At 38.0% G+C, this 15,886-nt stretch carries 21 protein-coding genes; 8 read left to right on the top strand and 13 right to left on the bottom strand.

The genetic code is table 11. The annotated features are described in order from the left end of the window. The first annotated feature begins 164 nt into the window (after positions 1-164). Complete coding sequence (locus GSF09_RS10490) at positions 165-461, top strand: YkvA family protein (RefSeq protein ID WP_159801121.1); 297 nt, start codon at positions 165-167, stop codon at positions 459-461. Here GSF09_RS10490 and nth read toward each other — a convergent pair. From nth to GSF09_RS10470, 4 genes are all read right to left on the bottom strand, one after another. After that, positions 458-1,108 (bottom strand): endonuclease III, encoded by a 651-nt coding sequence (nth, locus tag GSF09_RS10485; RefSeq protein WP_159801119.1) that lies wholly within the window; start codon positions 1,106-1,108, stop codon positions 458-460. The genes GSF09_RS10490 and nth overlap by 4 nt on opposite strands. Before the next feature lie 70 nt (positions 1,109-1,178). Beyond that, on the bottom strand, positions 1,179-1,571 hold the full coding sequence (gene msrB / locus GSF09_RS10480; RefSeq protein ID WP_159801117.1) for a peptide-methionine (R)-S-oxide reductase MsrB: 393 nt from the start codon (positions 1,569-1,571) through the stop codon (positions 1,179-1,181). A gap of 5 nt (positions 1,572-1,576) precedes the next feature. Continuing rightward, the gene (gene msrB, locus GSF09_RS10475) at positions 1,577-2,113 is read right to left on the bottom strand and encodes a peptide-methionine (R)-S-oxide reductase MsrB (protein WP_159801115.1); all 537 of its coding nucleotides are present in this window, start codon (positions 2,111-2,113) and stop codon (positions 1,577-1,579) included. Beyond that, positions 2,110-2,967 (bottom strand): alpha/beta fold hydrolase, encoded by an 858-nt coding sequence (locus tag GSF09_RS10470; protein WP_159801113.1) that lies wholly within the window; start codon positions 2,965-2,967, stop codon positions 2,110-2,112. The genes msrB (GSF09_RS10475) and GSF09_RS10470 overlap by 4 nt, the downstream gene beginning before the upstream one ends. Before the next feature lie 197 nt (positions 2,968-3,164). On the opposite strand from GSF09_RS10470, the gene GSF09_RS10465 reads away from it, so the two are divergent. Further along, on the top strand, positions 3,165-3,980 hold the full coding sequence (locus GSF09_RS10465; protein WP_159801111.1) for a M48 family metallopeptidase: 816 nt from the start codon (positions 3,165-3,167) through the stop codon (positions 3,978-3,980). A gap of 28 nt (positions 3,981-4,008) precedes the next feature. Here GSF09_RS10465 and GSF09_RS10460 read toward each other — a convergent pair whose 3' ends face one another. Genes GSF09_RS10460 through GSF09_RS10445 form a run of 4 tightly spaced genes read right to left on the bottom strand, consistent with a single transcriptional unit; the run spans position 4,009 to position 7,112 of the window. Further along, positions 4,009-4,851 carry a TraB/GumN family protein gene (locus tag GSF09_RS10460; protein ID WP_159801109.1) on the bottom strand — a complete coding sequence of 281 codons (843 nt, stop codon included), beginning with the start codon at positions 4,849-4,851 and terminating at the stop codon, positions 4,009-4,011. Positions 4,852-4,862: 11 nt separating this feature from the next. Then, positions 4,863-5,504, bottom strand: a complete 642-nt coding sequence (locus tag GSF09_RS10455; RefSeq protein ID WP_159801107.1) for a hypothetical protein — start codon at positions 5,502-5,504, stop codon at positions 4,863-4,865. Between the two features lie 7 nt (positions 5,505-5,511). Next, a complete protein-coding gene (locus GSF09_RS10450; RefSeq protein WP_159801105.1) occupies positions 5,512-6,006 on the bottom strand; it encodes an RNA polymerase sigma factor in 495 nt (164 codons plus the stop codon). A gap of 44 nt (positions 6,007-6,050) precedes the next feature. Next, entirely contained in the window at positions 6,051-7,112 is a 1,062-nt protein-coding gene (locus GSF09_RS10445) for a DUF3810 domain-containing protein (protein WP_159801103.1), read from the bottom strand. A gap of 62 nt (positions 7,113-7,174) precedes the next feature. Between GSF09_RS10445 and GSF09_RS10440 the strand changes: the two genes are divergently transcribed. Next, complete coding sequence (locus tag GSF09_RS10440) at positions 7,175-7,435, top strand: (2Fe-2S) ferredoxin domain-containing protein (protein ID WP_159801101.1); 261 nt, start codon at positions 7,175-7,177, stop codon at positions 7,433-7,435. A 72-nt stretch (positions 7,436-7,507) separates the two neighbouring features. Next, a complete protein-coding gene (locus GSF09_RS10435) occupies positions 7,508-8,968 on the top strand; it encodes an aminoacyl-histidine dipeptidase (protein WP_159801099.1) in 1,461 nt (486 codons plus the stop codon). A gap of 37 nt (positions 8,969-9,005) precedes the next feature. Here GSF09_RS10435 and GSF09_RS10430 read toward each other — a convergent pair whose 3' ends face one another. Continuing rightward, positions 9,006-9,533, bottom strand: a complete 528-nt coding sequence (locus GSF09_RS10430) for a DUF6265 family protein (RefSeq protein WP_159801097.1) — start codon at positions 9,531-9,533, stop codon at positions 9,006-9,008. Between the two features lie 60 nt (positions 9,534-9,593). Continuing rightward, the gene (locus GSF09_RS10425) at positions 9,594-10,508 is read right to left on the bottom strand and encodes an NAD(P)/FAD-dependent oxidoreductase (protein WP_159801095.1); all 915 of its coding nucleotides are present in this window, start codon (positions 10,506-10,508) and stop codon (positions 9,594-9,596) included. 61 nt (positions 10,509-10,569) lie between these two features. On the opposite strand from GSF09_RS10425, the gene GSF09_RS10420 reads away from it, so the two are divergent. Continuing rightward, positions 10,570-10,944: a Fur family transcriptional regulator gene (locus tag GSF09_RS10420; RefSeq protein ID WP_159801093.1), complete on the top strand. Its 375-nt coding sequence runs from the start codon at positions 10,570-10,572 to the stop codon at positions 10,942-10,944. A 55-nt stretch (positions 10,945-10,999) separates the two neighbouring features. On the opposite strand, the gene GSF09_RS10415 is transcribed toward GSF09_RS10420, so the two are convergent. Beyond that, positions 11,000-11,443: a hypothetical protein gene (locus GSF09_RS10415; protein WP_159801091.1), complete on the bottom strand. Its 444-nt coding sequence runs from the start codon at positions 11,441-11,443 to the stop codon at positions 11,000-11,002. 186 nt (positions 11,444-11,629) lie between these two features. Between GSF09_RS10415 and prfA the strand changes: the two genes are divergently transcribed. The 3 genes from prfA to GSF09_RS10400 all read left to right on the top strand — a co-directional run bounded on the left by prfA (position 11,630) and on the right by GSF09_RS10400 (position 14,398). Continuing rightward, complete coding sequence (prfA, locus tag GSF09_RS10410; RefSeq protein ID WP_159801089.1) at positions 11,630-12,703, top strand: peptide chain release factor 1; 1,074 nt, start codon at positions 11,630-11,632, stop codon at positions 12,701-12,703. Positions 12,704-12,767: 64 nt separating this feature from the next. Next, complete coding sequence (gene pyrF, locus GSF09_RS10405) at positions 12,768-13,595, top strand: orotidine-5'-phosphate decarboxylase (RefSeq protein ID WP_159801087.1); 828 nt, start codon at positions 12,768-12,770, stop codon at positions 13,593-13,595. Beyond that, positions 13,595-14,398, top strand: coding sequence for an ABC transporter substrate-binding protein (locus tag GSF09_RS10400; RefSeq protein ID WP_159801085.1), 804 nt, complete (start codon positions 13,595-13,597; stop codon positions 14,396-14,398). The genes pyrF and GSF09_RS10400 overlap by 1 nt, the downstream gene beginning before the upstream one ends. Here GSF09_RS10400 and GSF09_RS10395 read toward each other — a convergent pair. Together GSF09_RS10395 and GSF09_RS10390 are read right to left on the bottom strand one after the other, a co-directional pair. Beyond that, positions 14,395-14,826, bottom strand: a complete 432-nt coding sequence (locus tag GSF09_RS10395; RefSeq protein WP_236564880.1) for a thioredoxin family protein — start codon at positions 14,824-14,826, stop codon at positions 14,395-14,397. The genes GSF09_RS10400 and GSF09_RS10395 overlap by 4 nt on opposite strands. 224 nt (positions 14,827-15,050) lie before the next feature. Then, positions 15,051-15,761 (bottom strand): DUF4197 domain-containing protein, encoded by a 711-nt coding sequence (locus GSF09_RS10390; RefSeq protein ID WP_159801083.1) that lies wholly within the window; start codon positions 15,759-15,761, stop codon positions 15,051-15,053. Positions 15,762-15,886: the final 125 nt, after the last annotated feature.

Here is a 15,886-nt window from a genome sequence, read left to right as displayed (position 1 = left end):
GCGCAGATGGTACTGCATCTTGTGGGAGAGTATGTCGTCGCCTTTCTTTTAAAAGCCCTTCATAAATCATGAAGGGCTTTTTGTTTTATAGGTTGTATTATTATATCATGAATATATCTTATTCTAAATTATACTATTTTCCTCTGGCTGTTGTTATATGATGTATGAAGAGTAAACAAAAAGAACAGACTGTATGGGCATCTGTTTTAGCTATTGTCAGTGTATTTTATACTATAAGCCCTTTTGATATAATTCCTGACATTCCTGTTGTTGGCTGGATTGATGATTTTTTTATTGTTTCTGCAGCTTCATTAAACTTAATAGAAAAAATAACAGGTAAAGAACATCAATCTTTGCGAAGTGTGCTAAAGGCTTTAAAATGGGTTATGATTGTTTTAGGGATAGTGGTAATATTACTTTTATTACTACTAGGCACATTGATTTACAACCTAATAGCCTAAGTAGTATTGCCTTTATTCAGGCAGTACTGGCATACATTTTTAATAACGCATTCGTGGTGTTTAGGATTTGTTGGCCGGCATACCTCCCTACCCAAGTGCGAAATAGCCATACCAATATCACCCCACATTTTTCGTGGTAATTTTTCCATTAATTGTTTTTCTATTTTATTGGCATCTTTTCCTTCAGCAATACCTATGCGGGGGGCTACCCTTACCACGTGTAAATCAACTAATATACCTTCAGCTTTGGCACCGGCTTCTCTCATTATAACATTTGCCGATTTTCGGCCAATGCCTTTTATGGCCGTAAGCTCTTTCATAGTTTTTGGAATATTTTTATCTTCTTTTATGACAGATGCTATTTCCTGTAGCCATGCAATTTTATTGCCATGAAAACGTACCTCAGAAAGTATTTCTGTTAGCTGTGCTGTGTTGGCTTTGCTTAGAGCCTGCATATCTGGATACTTTTTAAAAAAACCGGGGGCTACTTTATTAATATGGGCATCGCTGTCCTGAGCAGAGAGTACAACCATAACTACCAACTGGTAAAGGTTTTTGTAATCCAAAGGATGTTTTTTATCCTTATATTTATCTATTATTGGCTGTAATGCCTTTGCCCAGTCTGTATTTTCCATAAATAAATCCATATACTTAAAATTATGGATTGTTTTTGTAAATAAAAATGCCTCTGCTTAATTCAGAGGCATTCTATTTAATTTATTCTTTAAAATCCACAGAAAGCGAATTTACACAGTACCTTTGTCCTGTATCTGTAGGCCCGTCGTCAAATACATGCCCTAAGTGGCTGCCACAGTTGGCACAAAGTATTTCTGTTCTTAACATGCCGAAAGAAGTATCTTTTACATATTCAACTTTACCAGGTATAGATTCATCAAATGAAGGCCATCCGCATGATGACTGAAATTTTGAATCACTTTCGAAAAGCGGTTCTCCGCATGCTCCGCAAACGTAAGTCCCTTTTTCAAAATGAAGGTTGTATTGTCCGCTATGGGGAAATTCAGTCCCAGCCTGGCGTAGGATTTTATACCTTTCCATTCCCAACTGTTCTTTCCACTCAGCTTCTGATTTTTGTATTTTATAGTTTTTCATATTAATTAATTGCTTTTATTCTTGAGTTCTTCTGCAGGTATGAATTTAATGGACACTGAATTGGTACAGTAGCGGTTTCCTGTTGTTTCTTTTGGGCCATCATCAAAAACATGCCCCAAATGGCTGCCACAGTTTGCGCACATTACCTCTGTACGGTCCATACCATAACTTGTATCATGCTCATATATTACAGAACCTTTTATAGCCTGATCAAATGATGGCCAACCGCAATGCGAATCAAATTTTGTATCAGACTTAAAAAGTGGATTTCCGCAAGCGGCGCATACATACACACCATCTTCAAAAAACTTGTCGTATTTTCCAGTATAAGGCCTTTCGGTGGCTTTATTACGCAATACCTCAAATTGTTCGGGAGTTAATTCAGCACGCCATTCGGCTTCTGTTTTATTTACCTTAAACTTTCCCGAAGTTTTATCAGCAGATGCCTTTTCGGTACCGGAAGTCTTAGTATCTGATTTCCTGTTCTGTCCCTGGCACGAGGTAAGCCCCATTAAAATAAACAGTATTATAATCTTTTTCATTCTTCTAAAAATTCAATTATACGTTTAATAACATTTTTATCTCCTAAAATTTTGCGGTGCCCCAGCTTTTGTGTAATCATAAGTTCACCTTTAGGTAAATTATCTTTTATATGATATGCTGCCTTAACAGGCACATCGGTATCATTTTCATCATGTATTACCAGCAACGGTATATTAACTTCCCGTGCTGCTATATACGCAGAATAACTGTTGATGGTTGTATTGAATTCCTTTTCAAACTGTTTTACCATCGCTTTACAAGTAGCAATTTTCATACCTAATTTTTCAGCAAAATCATCCATTATATCTTTAATAATATCACCACTGCCAATTGTTACTGCCTTTTTTAATCTTAGTCCTCCTTTAACAGCGTTTAAAATTGCCATACCTCCTAATGAATGCCCTACGGCATATTGAAACGGCCCGTATTTTTTTTCAAGTTCAAGTACACTAGCTATAAACTCTGTCATATCACTTGTTTTTCCTGTTGACTTACCATGTGCAGGAGCATCAAAACTTATTGTGCTATAGCCCTGCTTTATAAGTTTTTGTGCTATAGAATATAGCTGCGTGCCGCGTCCGCTCCAGCCATGAACAAGTAAAACTTTATTCTTGCTTTCCCCTAAAATATATACCCGTATTTTTTTATTTATAGCCGGTATGAATACATATTCCTGCGTACTAACCCTGTTCATTTCTTCCTCGCGTTTTGGTAATTTAAAACGTATGGGTGTCCTGAACAGCTTCATTGCAAATTTTGCTGCCAGATTAACTGATAGGATTTCCAGTACACGAATTGATAATTTTATTAATACAGGTATTTTTATAGCTTGTTTTTGTTTTTTTCCTGGCATTATTGTTCAATTTATATTACACTAAGGTATAGCTTTATCTTTTAATTACAATGCATGCATAGTTTTTGAAAATTATACTTCCTACAAAACAATTTATTAAATTTTACATTCACAATACTTTAACGATACCCATCATTTTTTCGGAATGCTTTATGAAATGATTTTACTAATTTTGAATATAATTTAATAGTATAAGTATGAAAAAAAGTGTGCTAACCGTTTCGGCAATATTGCTATTACTAATGTTTGCATGCCAAACTAACCCTTTTACAGGGAAAAAGTATTTTAATTACGTTTCAAACGGAGAAATTTTTCCTGTGGCTTTTCAGCAGTATGATGAATTTTTGAAAGAGAATAAAGTTGTTAAAGGTACATCTGCAGCAAATAATGTAGTGAGTGTTGGCCAAAAGATAAAGGCAGCCGCAGAGAAGTATTTAAATGCAAACGGCTATAAAGGCTATCTTGACGGTTACCAGTGGGAATATAATTTAGTACAGGATCCTGCTGTTAATGCATGGTGCATGCCCGGAGGAAAAATAGTAGTATATACCGGCATACTGCCTATTACAAAAAATGATGCAGGGCTTGCAACCGTTATGGGGCACGAGGTGGCACATGCACTTGTAAACCATGGAGCACAGCGTATGAGTGTAGGTACTATACAGGAACTTGGTGCAGTAGGAGTGGCTGTTGCAACTTCAGGTAAAAGCCAGCAGGCGCAGCAGATATACCAGCAGGCTTATGGTGTTACCACACAGTATGGCGCCATATTGCCATTTAGCAGGAAACATGAAAATGAAGCTGACGAAATAGGGCTTACACTTATGGCAATAGCAGGTTATAACCCGGAGGAGGCGATAGATTTCTGGCAAAGGATGGAAGCCAATGCCGGAGGTTCTGCACCACCGGAGTTTTTAAGTACACACCCATCCAGTAGTACAAGGATAAACAATATCAAAAAGCTGATACCAAAGGCAAAAGCAGAAGCCGCAAAATTTGGTGTTAAGTTTTAAAAATAAAAGAGCTGCGTTTGCAGCTCTTTTATTTTACAGCTTCTACTATGTAGCCTTTTTTCCGCAATAGGTTTATTACGCCATTTTTGCCCGGAAGATGTGCAGTGCCCACACCATAAAAAGTGGGTTTATTTTTTGCTGTGGCTTCTATTACAGGTATCCAGTTTTCATTTCGTTTATTCAGTAATTCCAATGCCTGCTCAACATCAGTATTAGCCTTTACATATTCCATTATTGCGGTAATATCTTCCTGTTTGTATAAATCCATTAATTCTTCGTATTCTTCATAAAGCGGTTCTATGCCTTCTTTGGCCTTTTTTACCAGTTCATCCATTTGCTTTTGGTAAGGTACTGCCTCAAAAGCAGCCATTTGGTCTTCAACAGTTTCAAGGCCAAACACTTCTTCGTGCTGTGTTTTTGTAACTTTCATCAGCTCTGCTTCAACCGACTGTATAGGGCATTTTAGCATTTTATCTATAAGCATCATATCAATAAAAACAGGCTTAAAATTATCTAACATGCTTATAGATATACCAGTATGCTCTAATACAAACTTACTTACTATGTCATAATCTTCCTTTGTGGCAAGTGTGCTTAATTTACTGCCATCATTCATGGTTGCATATTTCATTACGGTTAATGAAAGGGCAGGGTTATCCATATCCAGTTCAAGGTATAGCTGCGATGTTTTATCAAGTGCATCAAGAACCTTACTGCTTAATGTAGCATCGCAGGTAATGTGGATAGTACCAAAAAGATAAGAAGGTTTTTCCAGCCCGTTACCCGATATTTTCCATAGCAGGCTTTTTTCTGCCTGGCTATAACCTGCTGTAATGAACAGTAATAATAGTAATATAACCAGATTCCTCATTTTGCGCAGTACTAAAAATCTATTTTTTTCAGTTCCTGGTAATTGCGGTGCAGGCGTTTTAACAACAATCCGTAAATTAACTTATAGAACAGCCACAGGAAAAATATAAATACTGCCAGAAGGGCAACAGCAGTGCCGAAATATATTAAATAAAATGCTGTTGCATTTCCGTTTGCTTCATAGCGGTGTACTGCATCTATAAGCTTGGCATCATGCTTAAACAAGGCTATAAATATTATTATTGAGCTTATAAATATATAGGCAAGGTTAACTATTATATAGTTTGATACTGCCTTCCTTGTTTTCAGTATATTTTGCATCAGTGTCCGGGCATTATCTGTAACTGTAATTTTTTTATAATTTAAGCAGAACAAAACAAAGAAATATAATATAATGCCGTAACCTATAACCGTCATTGGGATAGTAATATACTCTATATTCATCGAATCAATCCTTTTCGATGTCTGGGAATCTTTTATAAGAAATGAAATAAATGTCCATAAAGCAAACTCAAGTATGCTTACAATCACTATCCATTTCACTACAGAAGAGGAAGTTTTATGCAGCATGGCATAAATTTCCTGTTCCGAAAAACGGGGATAGCTTTCTTCGCTGCTTTTCCAGTGTTTTTTTAATTTATCAAGTTCTTTCATAGCTCCTTTACGGATTTAATATTTTTTTCAGTTTGCCTTTTATCCTGTTCATTTTTACCCTTGCATTTACTTCGCTTATACCAAGCGTTTCGGCAATTTCATTATAATCTTTATCTTCCAGGTACATAAATACCAGTGCTTTCTCTATATCATTTAGCTGCTGTACTGCTTTATACAATAATTTAATTTGTTCTTCTTCCTCATAATTATAATCTTCCTGGTTTATTTTATGTATTGTACTGTTAAATTCGATAGTATTTACTGTCCTCGATTTTTTTCGGTACAGGGTTATGGCAGTGTTAAGTGCCACCCTGTATGCCCAGGTGGTAAATTTAGAATCGCCCCTAAACTGTGGGTAAGCTTTCCATAGCTGTATGGTAATTTCCTGGAAAAGGTCTTTGTGCGCATCTTCACTGTCTGTATACAGCCTGCATATTTTATGTATCAGGTTCTGGTTTTCCTGAAGTTGCTGAACAAAAGATTTTTCCAGTGTTGGATTCATACTGCAATAAGTAGCCGTGTTATTAAAAATGTTACAGCTATAAGCTATAATTCTTTATCCTTATAATAATTTACCAGCAGGCCAACAAATTTGCTGTAGGTTTCAAGGCCCTCTTCCTGATGGTTTAGTTTAAGGTAACTGTCATAAAAATATTTGAATATATTTTCAATAAACGATTGGTATTCATCGTTAAACTCCTCACTTTCCTTAAAATTCAGCCTAACGCCTTTATTTATTAACGGCAAGAGGCTTTTTGCCTGTTCTTCATCAATTTTGCTGATATTTCGCAGGCAGTATTTTAAAGCAAATGAATAACCCGAATACTGAAAATAAATGTCATTATTATTAATTGAAGCCATGTAGCCTATAAAGTTTGCCTCACTTTCAGATGCATAACCAATCTGGTGGGCCATTTCATGGCAGGTTGTTGTAGGGTAGTTGTATTTTGGCAGCTTGCTGTTTACCTGCGCCTCATTGGTAAAAGGATTTAAATATCCGCCAAACCCCATGTAGGACAATGGCGTACTGATTAATGAAGATTTTAAACTTAAATTTTCATAATTAAACTGCGGATACTGCTTTTCAAGATTTTGGTATCCGTTAATGGCTATTGTGTAAATCTCGCTTTTTTGCGCTGGGTTTTTAACCTTTAAGCTGTCATTGCCTGTAATGGTTTCCTGCAAACTATTGGTTTTTGCAATTAGCTTTTTTGTAAAGGCTACCAACTCGTCAGGAGTATATTTTTTATCAATATCCATTTTTTCGTGCAGCGGAACCCTGTGGTAATTTAATGCCCATAAAAAGTAAAAAAGAAAATAAAAAACCGAAACTGCACTTGCTATATCCAAAAAGTTTGCTTTATAGTTTCTGCGCCAAGTTTTCCTGTTTTTCCACAGCCATTTTATGATTAAAAACAGTACTGCCCCATAAATAATATCGCCAACTGAAAAGCCAGAAAAGCCAAATATAAGGCGGGATGTTCTTGCTATATAAGGGTATAGCCCGTTGCTATAATAATTTTCAATAAAATCAGGGAAAAAGGAAAGCAGGTTTACAATTATAACCTGTACCAGTAGCAAAAGGCTTAACAGGAGTTTTTTATTCATTTAACAAGGATAATGATTGTAAATATAAGTAGTATTTTTGTATTGAAAATAATTGGAAGCCTATGAAAAAGATTGATGCCCGGGAAAAGGCTATTTTTTTGTGCAATGGTAAAAAGTGCGGAAAGCACAGTAAAGAGTTACGAAAAGCTTTAAAACATACATTAAAGGAGCAGGGGCTTAAAAAGGAAATTTTACTAAACTGCATGGAATGTACCGACAACTGTAAAAATGCGCCTATTGTGTGCCTGCAGCCCCATAACATCTGGCTGGGTGAAGTAGCCGATAAGGATGTGCCTTCCATTATAGCCATGTTGTCAAAATAAATAGCTATGCTTTTAGCTTTTTAAATCAGTACCCTTACCTTTGTATTCAAACAAAAAAACTAATAAAAACGAATGAACCAGGAAATAAGAAACCTTGAGCCAGGAGCACTTTGGAATAAATTTGCTGATTTAAATGCTGTGCCCCGTCCTTCAAAAAAAGAAGAAAAGGTAATAGCTTTTATAAAAGATTTTGGTGCTAAGCTGGGCCTTGAAACAATAGTGGACGAAGTAGGTAATGTTATTATAAAAAAGCCTGCAACTAAGGGTATGGAAAACCGCAAAACTATTGTAATGCAAAGTCACCTTGATATGGTGCACCAAAAAAATGCAGGTACAGATTTTGATTTTGATACCCAAGGTATTGAAATGTATGTTGACGGCGACTGGGTGCGTGCCAAAGGCACAACACTGGGAGCCGATAACGGGCTGGGCGTAGCCACTATAATGGCTGTACTGGAAAGCACTGATATTCCGCATCCTGCCATTGAAGCCTTGTTTACTATTGATGAGGAAACAGGGATGACAGGTGCAATGGGGCTTAAAGGAGGTTTATTAAACGGGGAAATACTACTTAACCTTGATACAGAGGAAGATGATGAAATTGATATTGGCTGTGCAGGTGGGGTTGATGTAACCGCCGTGCGTGATTATACTGAAGAGGAAGTGCCTGAAAATTCTATTGCCTATAATATAACAGTAAGAGGCTTAAACGGAGGGCATTCCGGCATGGATATAGACAAAGGCCTTGGTAATGCCAATAAAATTATGAACCGCCTCCTGTTTGATGGTTTTGAAAACTTTGGGCTGCAGGTTGCAGAGATAAACGGAGGGAGCCTCCGAAATGCTATTCCCCGCGAAAGTTTTGCAAGGGTAATCATTTCTGATATTTTTGAAGAAGCTTTTAATCTTGATATACAGGAAGTAATAAATGACATTAAATCCGAGTTTAAAACAACAGAGCCTAATCTTGAGATAGTTATTGAGAAAACCGAATTACCCGCCAAGGTAATGGACCTGGGCGTGCAGGAAGGGCTTACACGTGCACTGTATGCCGCGCATAATGGCGTGTACCGCATGAGTGCCGATATGGAGGGGCTTGTGGAAACGTCCAACAACATAGCAAGGGTTATAGTTAAAGATGGTAAAATACACATAGGCTGCCTTACACGTTCTTCGGTTGAAAGCGCTAAGCTTGACCTTGCCAATGCATTACGTTCGGTATTTGAACTGATAGGGTGTGAGGTAACTTTTTCAGGTTCCTATCCGGGTTGGACACCAAATGTAAATTCCCCGATACTGGAAGTATTGAAAGATATTTACAAAAAGCAGAATAATGCTGAGCCTAATGTGGTTGCCTGCCATGCAGGGCTTGAATGTGGTATATTAGGCACTAACTATCCTGATATGGATATGATATCGTTTGGGCCGACTATTAAGGGGGCACACAGCCCCGATGAAAGGGCAAGTATATCTTCCGCACAAAAATACTGGAAGTTTGTACTGGAAATTTTACAGAATATACCTTTAAAGTAAAAAAAAGAGGCTGTTTTAATACAGCCTCTTTTTTATATTATTTCTTTCTTACCATAGGAAACTCTACAATAGCCGTTTCGCCATTCGAAATTCCTGAAATTTCAGCCTTAATGGAGTCTTCACTTATTTTATGATAGGTTATCCTTGTGGGAAAATCATGCTTTAGGTTTTCAAAAATATATTTATTAGCAGTAAAACTTTTTAGTGTAAATGATACAGGCTTTGCATCATTCTGGTAGCGGGTTGTTACTATATAATGTAATGAATCCCCTCTTTGGTCAAGTACTATATCTTCAAACGAGATGGTGTCCCTGTCTTTTAGGGTATAACCATAACCAACAAAAGTAGAGTCATCAGCTTTTTTCCAAACCTCAGTAGTATTATTTGATGATGAGTGGCTTTGCCACTCCCCAATAAGCCAATCCATTTCTTTTATCTGGTTATATTTATCGGTGGTTTCTTCTTCCGATAATAATTCTTTTGTTTCATCCTTTTTAAATGAATTGCACGAAACTGCCATTAGTAACACTATGGCTGATGCGAAAAATGTAAACTTTGTTTTCATACATAATTGGTTTTATCAAGCCAAGTTAGCAATTTTATAAAGCACATAGCATGATATTTATCAGTTTACTTTATTAAAACTTTCTACGCAAAGTTCCATGTTTATCAAAGCGCCCGCCTTATTGCCTGAAGCCACCGCATTAGCAACCGAACGCATTAGTGCCGAGCAGTCGCCCGCAGCATATATGCCGTAAATATTTGTTTTCTGCATTTCATCAGTTATTAATATGCCATATTCATTTATGGTGCAGCCTAATTGTTCCGGTATATCACTGTGCTGCAATTGTGTAGGTTTATGGTAAGCTACCTGAAATTGATGTTTACTGCCATCATTTAGTATAACATCTTTAAGTTGCCCGTTATCCTGATGTAATGAAGCAATTTCAGTTTCTATTACAGGAATATTTTTTTGGCGGAGCTTGTTTAGCTGTTCATCAGTAAAGTTTGCTTTTCCGTTGGTAAATAAAGTGAGGCTTTTTGCCCATTGTGGTAAAAGCATGCTGTAGTGGTAAGCGGCATCACCATTGGCAATTACTGCGGTATCCAGATCCTTGGCTTCATACCCATGACAGTAAGGGCAGTGTATAACTGTTTTGCCCCAGCATTCTGAAAACCCGGGTATATCCGGCATTACATCTGTAACCCCCGAAGTAAATAACAACTTATCAGAACTGTAGATTTCATTAGCTTCTGTTGTAATAATAAATCTGTTGTCCAATTTCTCGCCCTTAATAGCTTTACCGGTTTTTAAAAGAACTGTTGGGTATTGTAATACCTGTTCCTTGGCTTTTAAAGAAATAGCAGCAGGTGTTTCGCCATCCTGGGTTAAAAAGTTATGCGAGTGTGGTGTTGTGGCATTACAGGGTTTACCACTGTCTATAACCAAAACGTTTCTCGATGCCCTGCCTAAGGCCATAGCTGCAGAAAGCCCTGCATAACTTCCGCCTATAATTATAACTTCGTAACTTGTGCCCATAATAATGTTTTTGGCAAATATAGCTATAATTTGTACTATTGCAACTAAATTGCATTAAAGAATGAAGAGAAGGAATACACCTGCAAAGCAGTCAATTTTAAATATTTTAAAAAGCTCAGGCACAGCACTCAGCCAGGAGATGATTGAGGCTGAAGTAAAGGGGGAAATGGACAGGGTAACGATTTACCGTGTACTAAACAGTTTTTGTGAAGATGGTATTACACACCGCATTTTGGCAGACAATGGGAAATATTATTTTGCACTTTGCCTTAGCTGTAATGAAAAGCAGCATAGCCATGATCATTTTCATTTCAGGTGCCTTAAATGCGAAAAGGTTGAGTGCCTTCATGAAAAAGTTAAAGTAACATTGCCCGAAGGTTATGTAAGCGAAACTATAAGCAGTTGGATTTCGGGCTACTGTAATACCTGTTCCTAAATAAAAAAGCCGGAATTGCTTCCGGCCCTTTTGGTAATCAATTGCTTGGTTTGTGTTATTGTTTCTGGTAAACATCTGCATAGCCTTCTTCATCGCTGTATTGAAGGTATAGCCTATTGTTACCGTCGGGAAATGTTATTTTTACCGTCATATTTTCTCCCATTAATAAAAGCTTATAATTGCTGCCGCTCATTTTTTCCCAGGTAAAAGCGGAAGCAACTGGTGTAGTGTTACAGTTTTCTACAGTAAATATGCCTGTACCATCGGCGTTAATTTTAATATTTTCACCGTAACATTCATCACTATTTTCATAAAATTTATTTTCCTCATAATCCTGGTAGCCAATATATTCCCATTCACCCACTAACTTTGCTGTAGTAGATGATCCGCCGCCATCATCACCGGTATCGCCATTATCGTCGCTGTTACTGCATGCACTAAGTGAAATAACCAGCACGAGGGATAGCAACGCAAAAAAATGTCTGTTAATTTTTCTCATGGTTGTTTGTTTTTATGTTATGGTTACAAATTTTCAACAAATTGATATACAATAAAATACCCAACTGTAGGTATTTTAAGGATTGTATGTGCATTTAATATTTACAGTATATTTTAATAGTGGCGGTTATATGCTGTAACAAAGGAAAAATTCGTAATTTTGCACCTCGAAATAAGGAGAAGTTGTATGTTAGACAGGTTACAGATAATAAAACAAAAATTTGATGAGGTTTCAGACCTTATTATACAGCCGGATGTAATTGCTGACCAAAAGCGATATGTTCAGCTGAACAAAGAATATAAAGACCTGAAAGCGCTTGTGGAAAAGCGGGAGGAATATGTAAGGCTTACAGGTAATATAGAGGAGGCTAACGAAATTATTGCCGATGGCAGCGATGCCGAAATGGTTGATATGGCCAAGCTTCAGCTTGAGGAAGCTAAAGAAAGGCTGCCACAGCTTGAGGATGAGATAAAGTTCATGCTTATACCTAAAGACCCTGAGGATGCCAAAAATGTAATGGTGGAGATACGTGCCGGTACAGGCGGTGATGAAGCCAGTATTTTTGCAGGCGACCTTTTCAGGATGTACACCAAGTACTGCGAAAGCAAAGGATGGCGCACCAGCGTGGTAGATTTAAATGAAGGTACATCGGGAGGCTTTAAAGAGATAATTTTTGAAGTTACGGGAGAAGATGTTTACGGTACGCTTAAATTTGAAGCGGGCGTGCACCGTGTGCAGCGTGTACCGCAAACCGAAACACAGGGGCGTGTGCATACCTCGGCAGCTACAGTAATGGTATTGCCCGAAGCAGAGGAATTTGATGTGCAGATTGATATGAATGATGTACGTATTGACCTTTTCTGTTCATCAGGGCCCGGCGGGCAGTCGGTTAACACAACCAAATCGGCTGTGCGTATGACGCACATACCTACAGGCCTGGTAGCACAATGCCAGGATGAGAAGTCGCAGCATAAAAACAAGGATAAGGCTTTACAGGTATTGCGTTCGCGTTTATATGAAATGGAGCTTGCCAAAAAGCAGGAGGAAGATGCCGCCAAACGTAACAGCCAGGTGAGCAGTGGCGACCGTTCAGCTAAAATACGTACCTACAATTATCCGCAGGGGCGTGTAACCGACCACAGGATAGGGCTTACACTTTATGACCTGGATGGCGTTATGAACGGCAGCCTTCAAAAGCTTATTGATGAGCTGCAACTGGTTAACAATACAGAAAAGCTTAAAGAAAGCGAAGTTTATTAATAGCATTAATCCCGCCACGGCGGGATTTTTTATATTTCTTATTTTTGCATACAAATACTTTTTAATGACAACACAACAACTATACAACCAGATACAACAAAAACAATCTTTCCTTTGCATTGGGCTCGATGTGGATTTAAATAAAATCCCCCAGCACCTGCTGGCAACGGAAGACCCGATATTCGAATTTAATAAAGCTATTATTGATGCCACGCATGACCTTGCAGTGGCTTATAAACCTAATACCGCTTTTTATGAGGCCTACGGGCTTAAGGGATGGATAGCCCTTGAAAAAACTATTAACTATATAAACCATAAGCATCCGGAGATTTTTACCATTGCCGATGCCAAGCGTGGTGATATAGGCAATACATCTGCCATGTATGCCAAGGCATTTCTGGAAGACCTGAACTTTGATTCGGTTACGGTGGCACCTTATATGGGTAAAGACAGTGTAGAGCCTTTTCTGGCCGTAAAAAATAAATTTGCCATACTGCTGGCTCTAACCTCTAACGAGGGAGCTTTTGATTTTCAAACGCAGAAAGCAGGCAAAGAGGAGTTATACAAAACGGTATTGAAAACTTCGCAGTCGTGGCAAAACAGCCAAAACCTAATGTATGTGGTTGGTGCTACAAAGACAGAGTATTTTAAGGAAATCCGTAAAATTGTACCTGATAATTTTTTACTTGTTCCTGGTATTGGGGCACAGGGGGGCAGCCTTAGCGAGGTATGCCGCTATGGGCTTAACAGTAATGTAGGGCTTTTAGTAAACTCATCACGCGCTGTTATTTACGCTTCCGGTACCGAAGATTTTGCTATGGAGGCAAGGATACAGGCACAAAAAGTACAAAAAGAAATGGCACTGATTTTAGCAAATAATACTGGTAAATAATGTCCTCAAAAACATATACCGACCAGACAGGTTATACCATAACCCTGACAGAAATGCCTAAACGCATTGTTTCGTTAGTACCTTCGCAAACGGAGCTGCTATTTGATTTGGGGTTAGAGGAAAATATAGTAGGTATTACTAAATTTTGTGTGCATCCTTACCATTTAAAATCCACCAAAAAAATTATTGGCGGAACTAAGAAGGTGCACTATGAAAAAATAAAACTGTTACAGCCGGATATAATTATAGCCAATAAAGAGGAAAACACCGAAGAAATAGTAGAGCAGTTAAGAGAGATTGCCCCGGTATGGACAAGTGACATAATTACTATACAGCACAGTATTGATATGATAACCGAACTGGGCAAAATATTTTCGGTACGCACAAAGGCACAGCAATGGATTGACAAGATAAACTACGGCCTTAATGATTTCCGTAACTTTATGAAAGGGCGGGAACAGCTAAAGGCTGCTTATTTTATATGGAAAAACCCTTATATGGCAGCTGGCGGCGATACTTTTATCAATGAAATGCTCAAGCTTAATAATTTTACCAACATATATGAAGCACGTGGCAGGTATCCGGAAATAATTATCCAGAAAATAAGGATAGAGGGCGACCCTGACGTGGTGTTCCTTTCCTCTGAACCCTATCCCTTTAAGGAAGAAGATGCTTTTGAAATAGGCAGGTTTACACACCATGCTAAAACGGTTTTTGTGGATGGGGAAATGTTTTCATGGTATGGCAGCAGGATGGTAAGGGCATTTGCCTACTTTAAGCAGTTACAGCAAAGGCTGGATTAAAGGTTTTTTAAAAGGAAAAGATATTCTTTAGCATTTTCAAATTCTTCATAGCCTGTTTTGCCCAGTATCCTGCCATTTTTATCCAGTAAAACTATATAAGGAAAAAAGCCGTTGCGGTTGTATTTTTCGGCAAGTACTATATTTTCGGCATTTATATCCACAGGTTCGGGCATACCTTTTTTTTGCGGAAAGTCGGCCCTAAGCAAAACCCAGCGTTTTTCAGCTTCATTTTTAAATTCATGGCTCTGCCACACTATCCGTTCCAGTTCCATACATTTACCGCACCAGTCGGAGCCCGAAAATACCAGTAGTATATTTTTATTTTCGGAGGCAGCCTGCTTTTGCGCAGCATCAAAGGTATAATGCCATTGTTGCGCAAAGCCTGTATAGCATAACATAAGGCATACTATAAATACGCTCTTTTTCACTCGCTCTATTTTTATGTAAAAGTAGCAAATGGGAGCAAATACAGTAAACGGCTTATAAAATATTTATGATAATAAAAATGCCGGGATGTGTGTACCGGCATTTTTCTAACTAACCCTAACCAAATGTGAGAAAACCATTTATTTGATGGTGCAAATTAACTAATTAATTTTCGTTACAATGTTAAGGCATTGTTATTTTATATATCTGATTTTTAAAAAATTAGCTATTTATTATCCTGCATTGCAAACACCCTTTTCAGTAATGCGGAGGTACGGGCATTTATGTTGTTCCTTATGTCTTTTTCCTCAATAGCTATCATGGTAAATACACCTTTAAGCGCTTCGTTGGTAACATAATCAGTAAGGTCAGGATTCACATCCTGTACTAAAGGAACCTTATTGTATTGTGTGATAATGTTGCTCCATACCTTATCTGCACCTACCTTACTGAAAGATGATTTGATTACAGGATTAAATTTGGCATAAAGTTGAGATGAGGTAGTCCTTTGGAGGTAATCGGTAGCTGCACGGTCATTACCCAGCAAAATGTTTTTAGCGTCGGTAATTGTCATTTGCTTTACAGCATTCACAAAAATAGGAGTTGCTTCCTTTACTGCATTTTCAGCGGCACGGTTAAGCATTTTTAAGCCTTCATCGGCAAGGCTGCCAAGGCCAATTCCCCGCAGGGTTTTATCAACTTTTTGCAGTTCGGCAGGCAGCAGTATCTTTACAAGCTCATTTTTGTAAAATCCATCGGTTTGGGTCAGCTTGGTTACCTGCGTGTCAATACCTTTGTCAAGAGCTTCCTTTAATCCGGCAGCAATATCTGCGTTAGAAAGTATTCCGCCTTGTGGCAATTGCGATGCTACCTGCTGCAGTTCGGCACAGCCGGAAAGGGCAAGGCAGGCAATCATAAGAGTTAAAACTTTTTTCATTTGGCTGGTATTTATTTTTGTGCCAAGGTAAACAAAAATTATTCCAGCCGTAAACAGCTTTTAATAAACATTAACCATTAACTGCATAATAATTGGTAAATTGCTGATGAATAAACCTGCGAGGA

The organism is Flavobacterium sp. MK4S-17, assembly GCF_009848495.1.
GTDB lineage: Bacteria > Bacteroidota > Bacteroidia > Flavobacteriales > Flavobacteriaceae > Flavobacterium.
The sequence above is the reverse complement of the archived record's forward strand: the minus strand, read 5'-3'. Positions and strand labels throughout refer to the sequence as shown.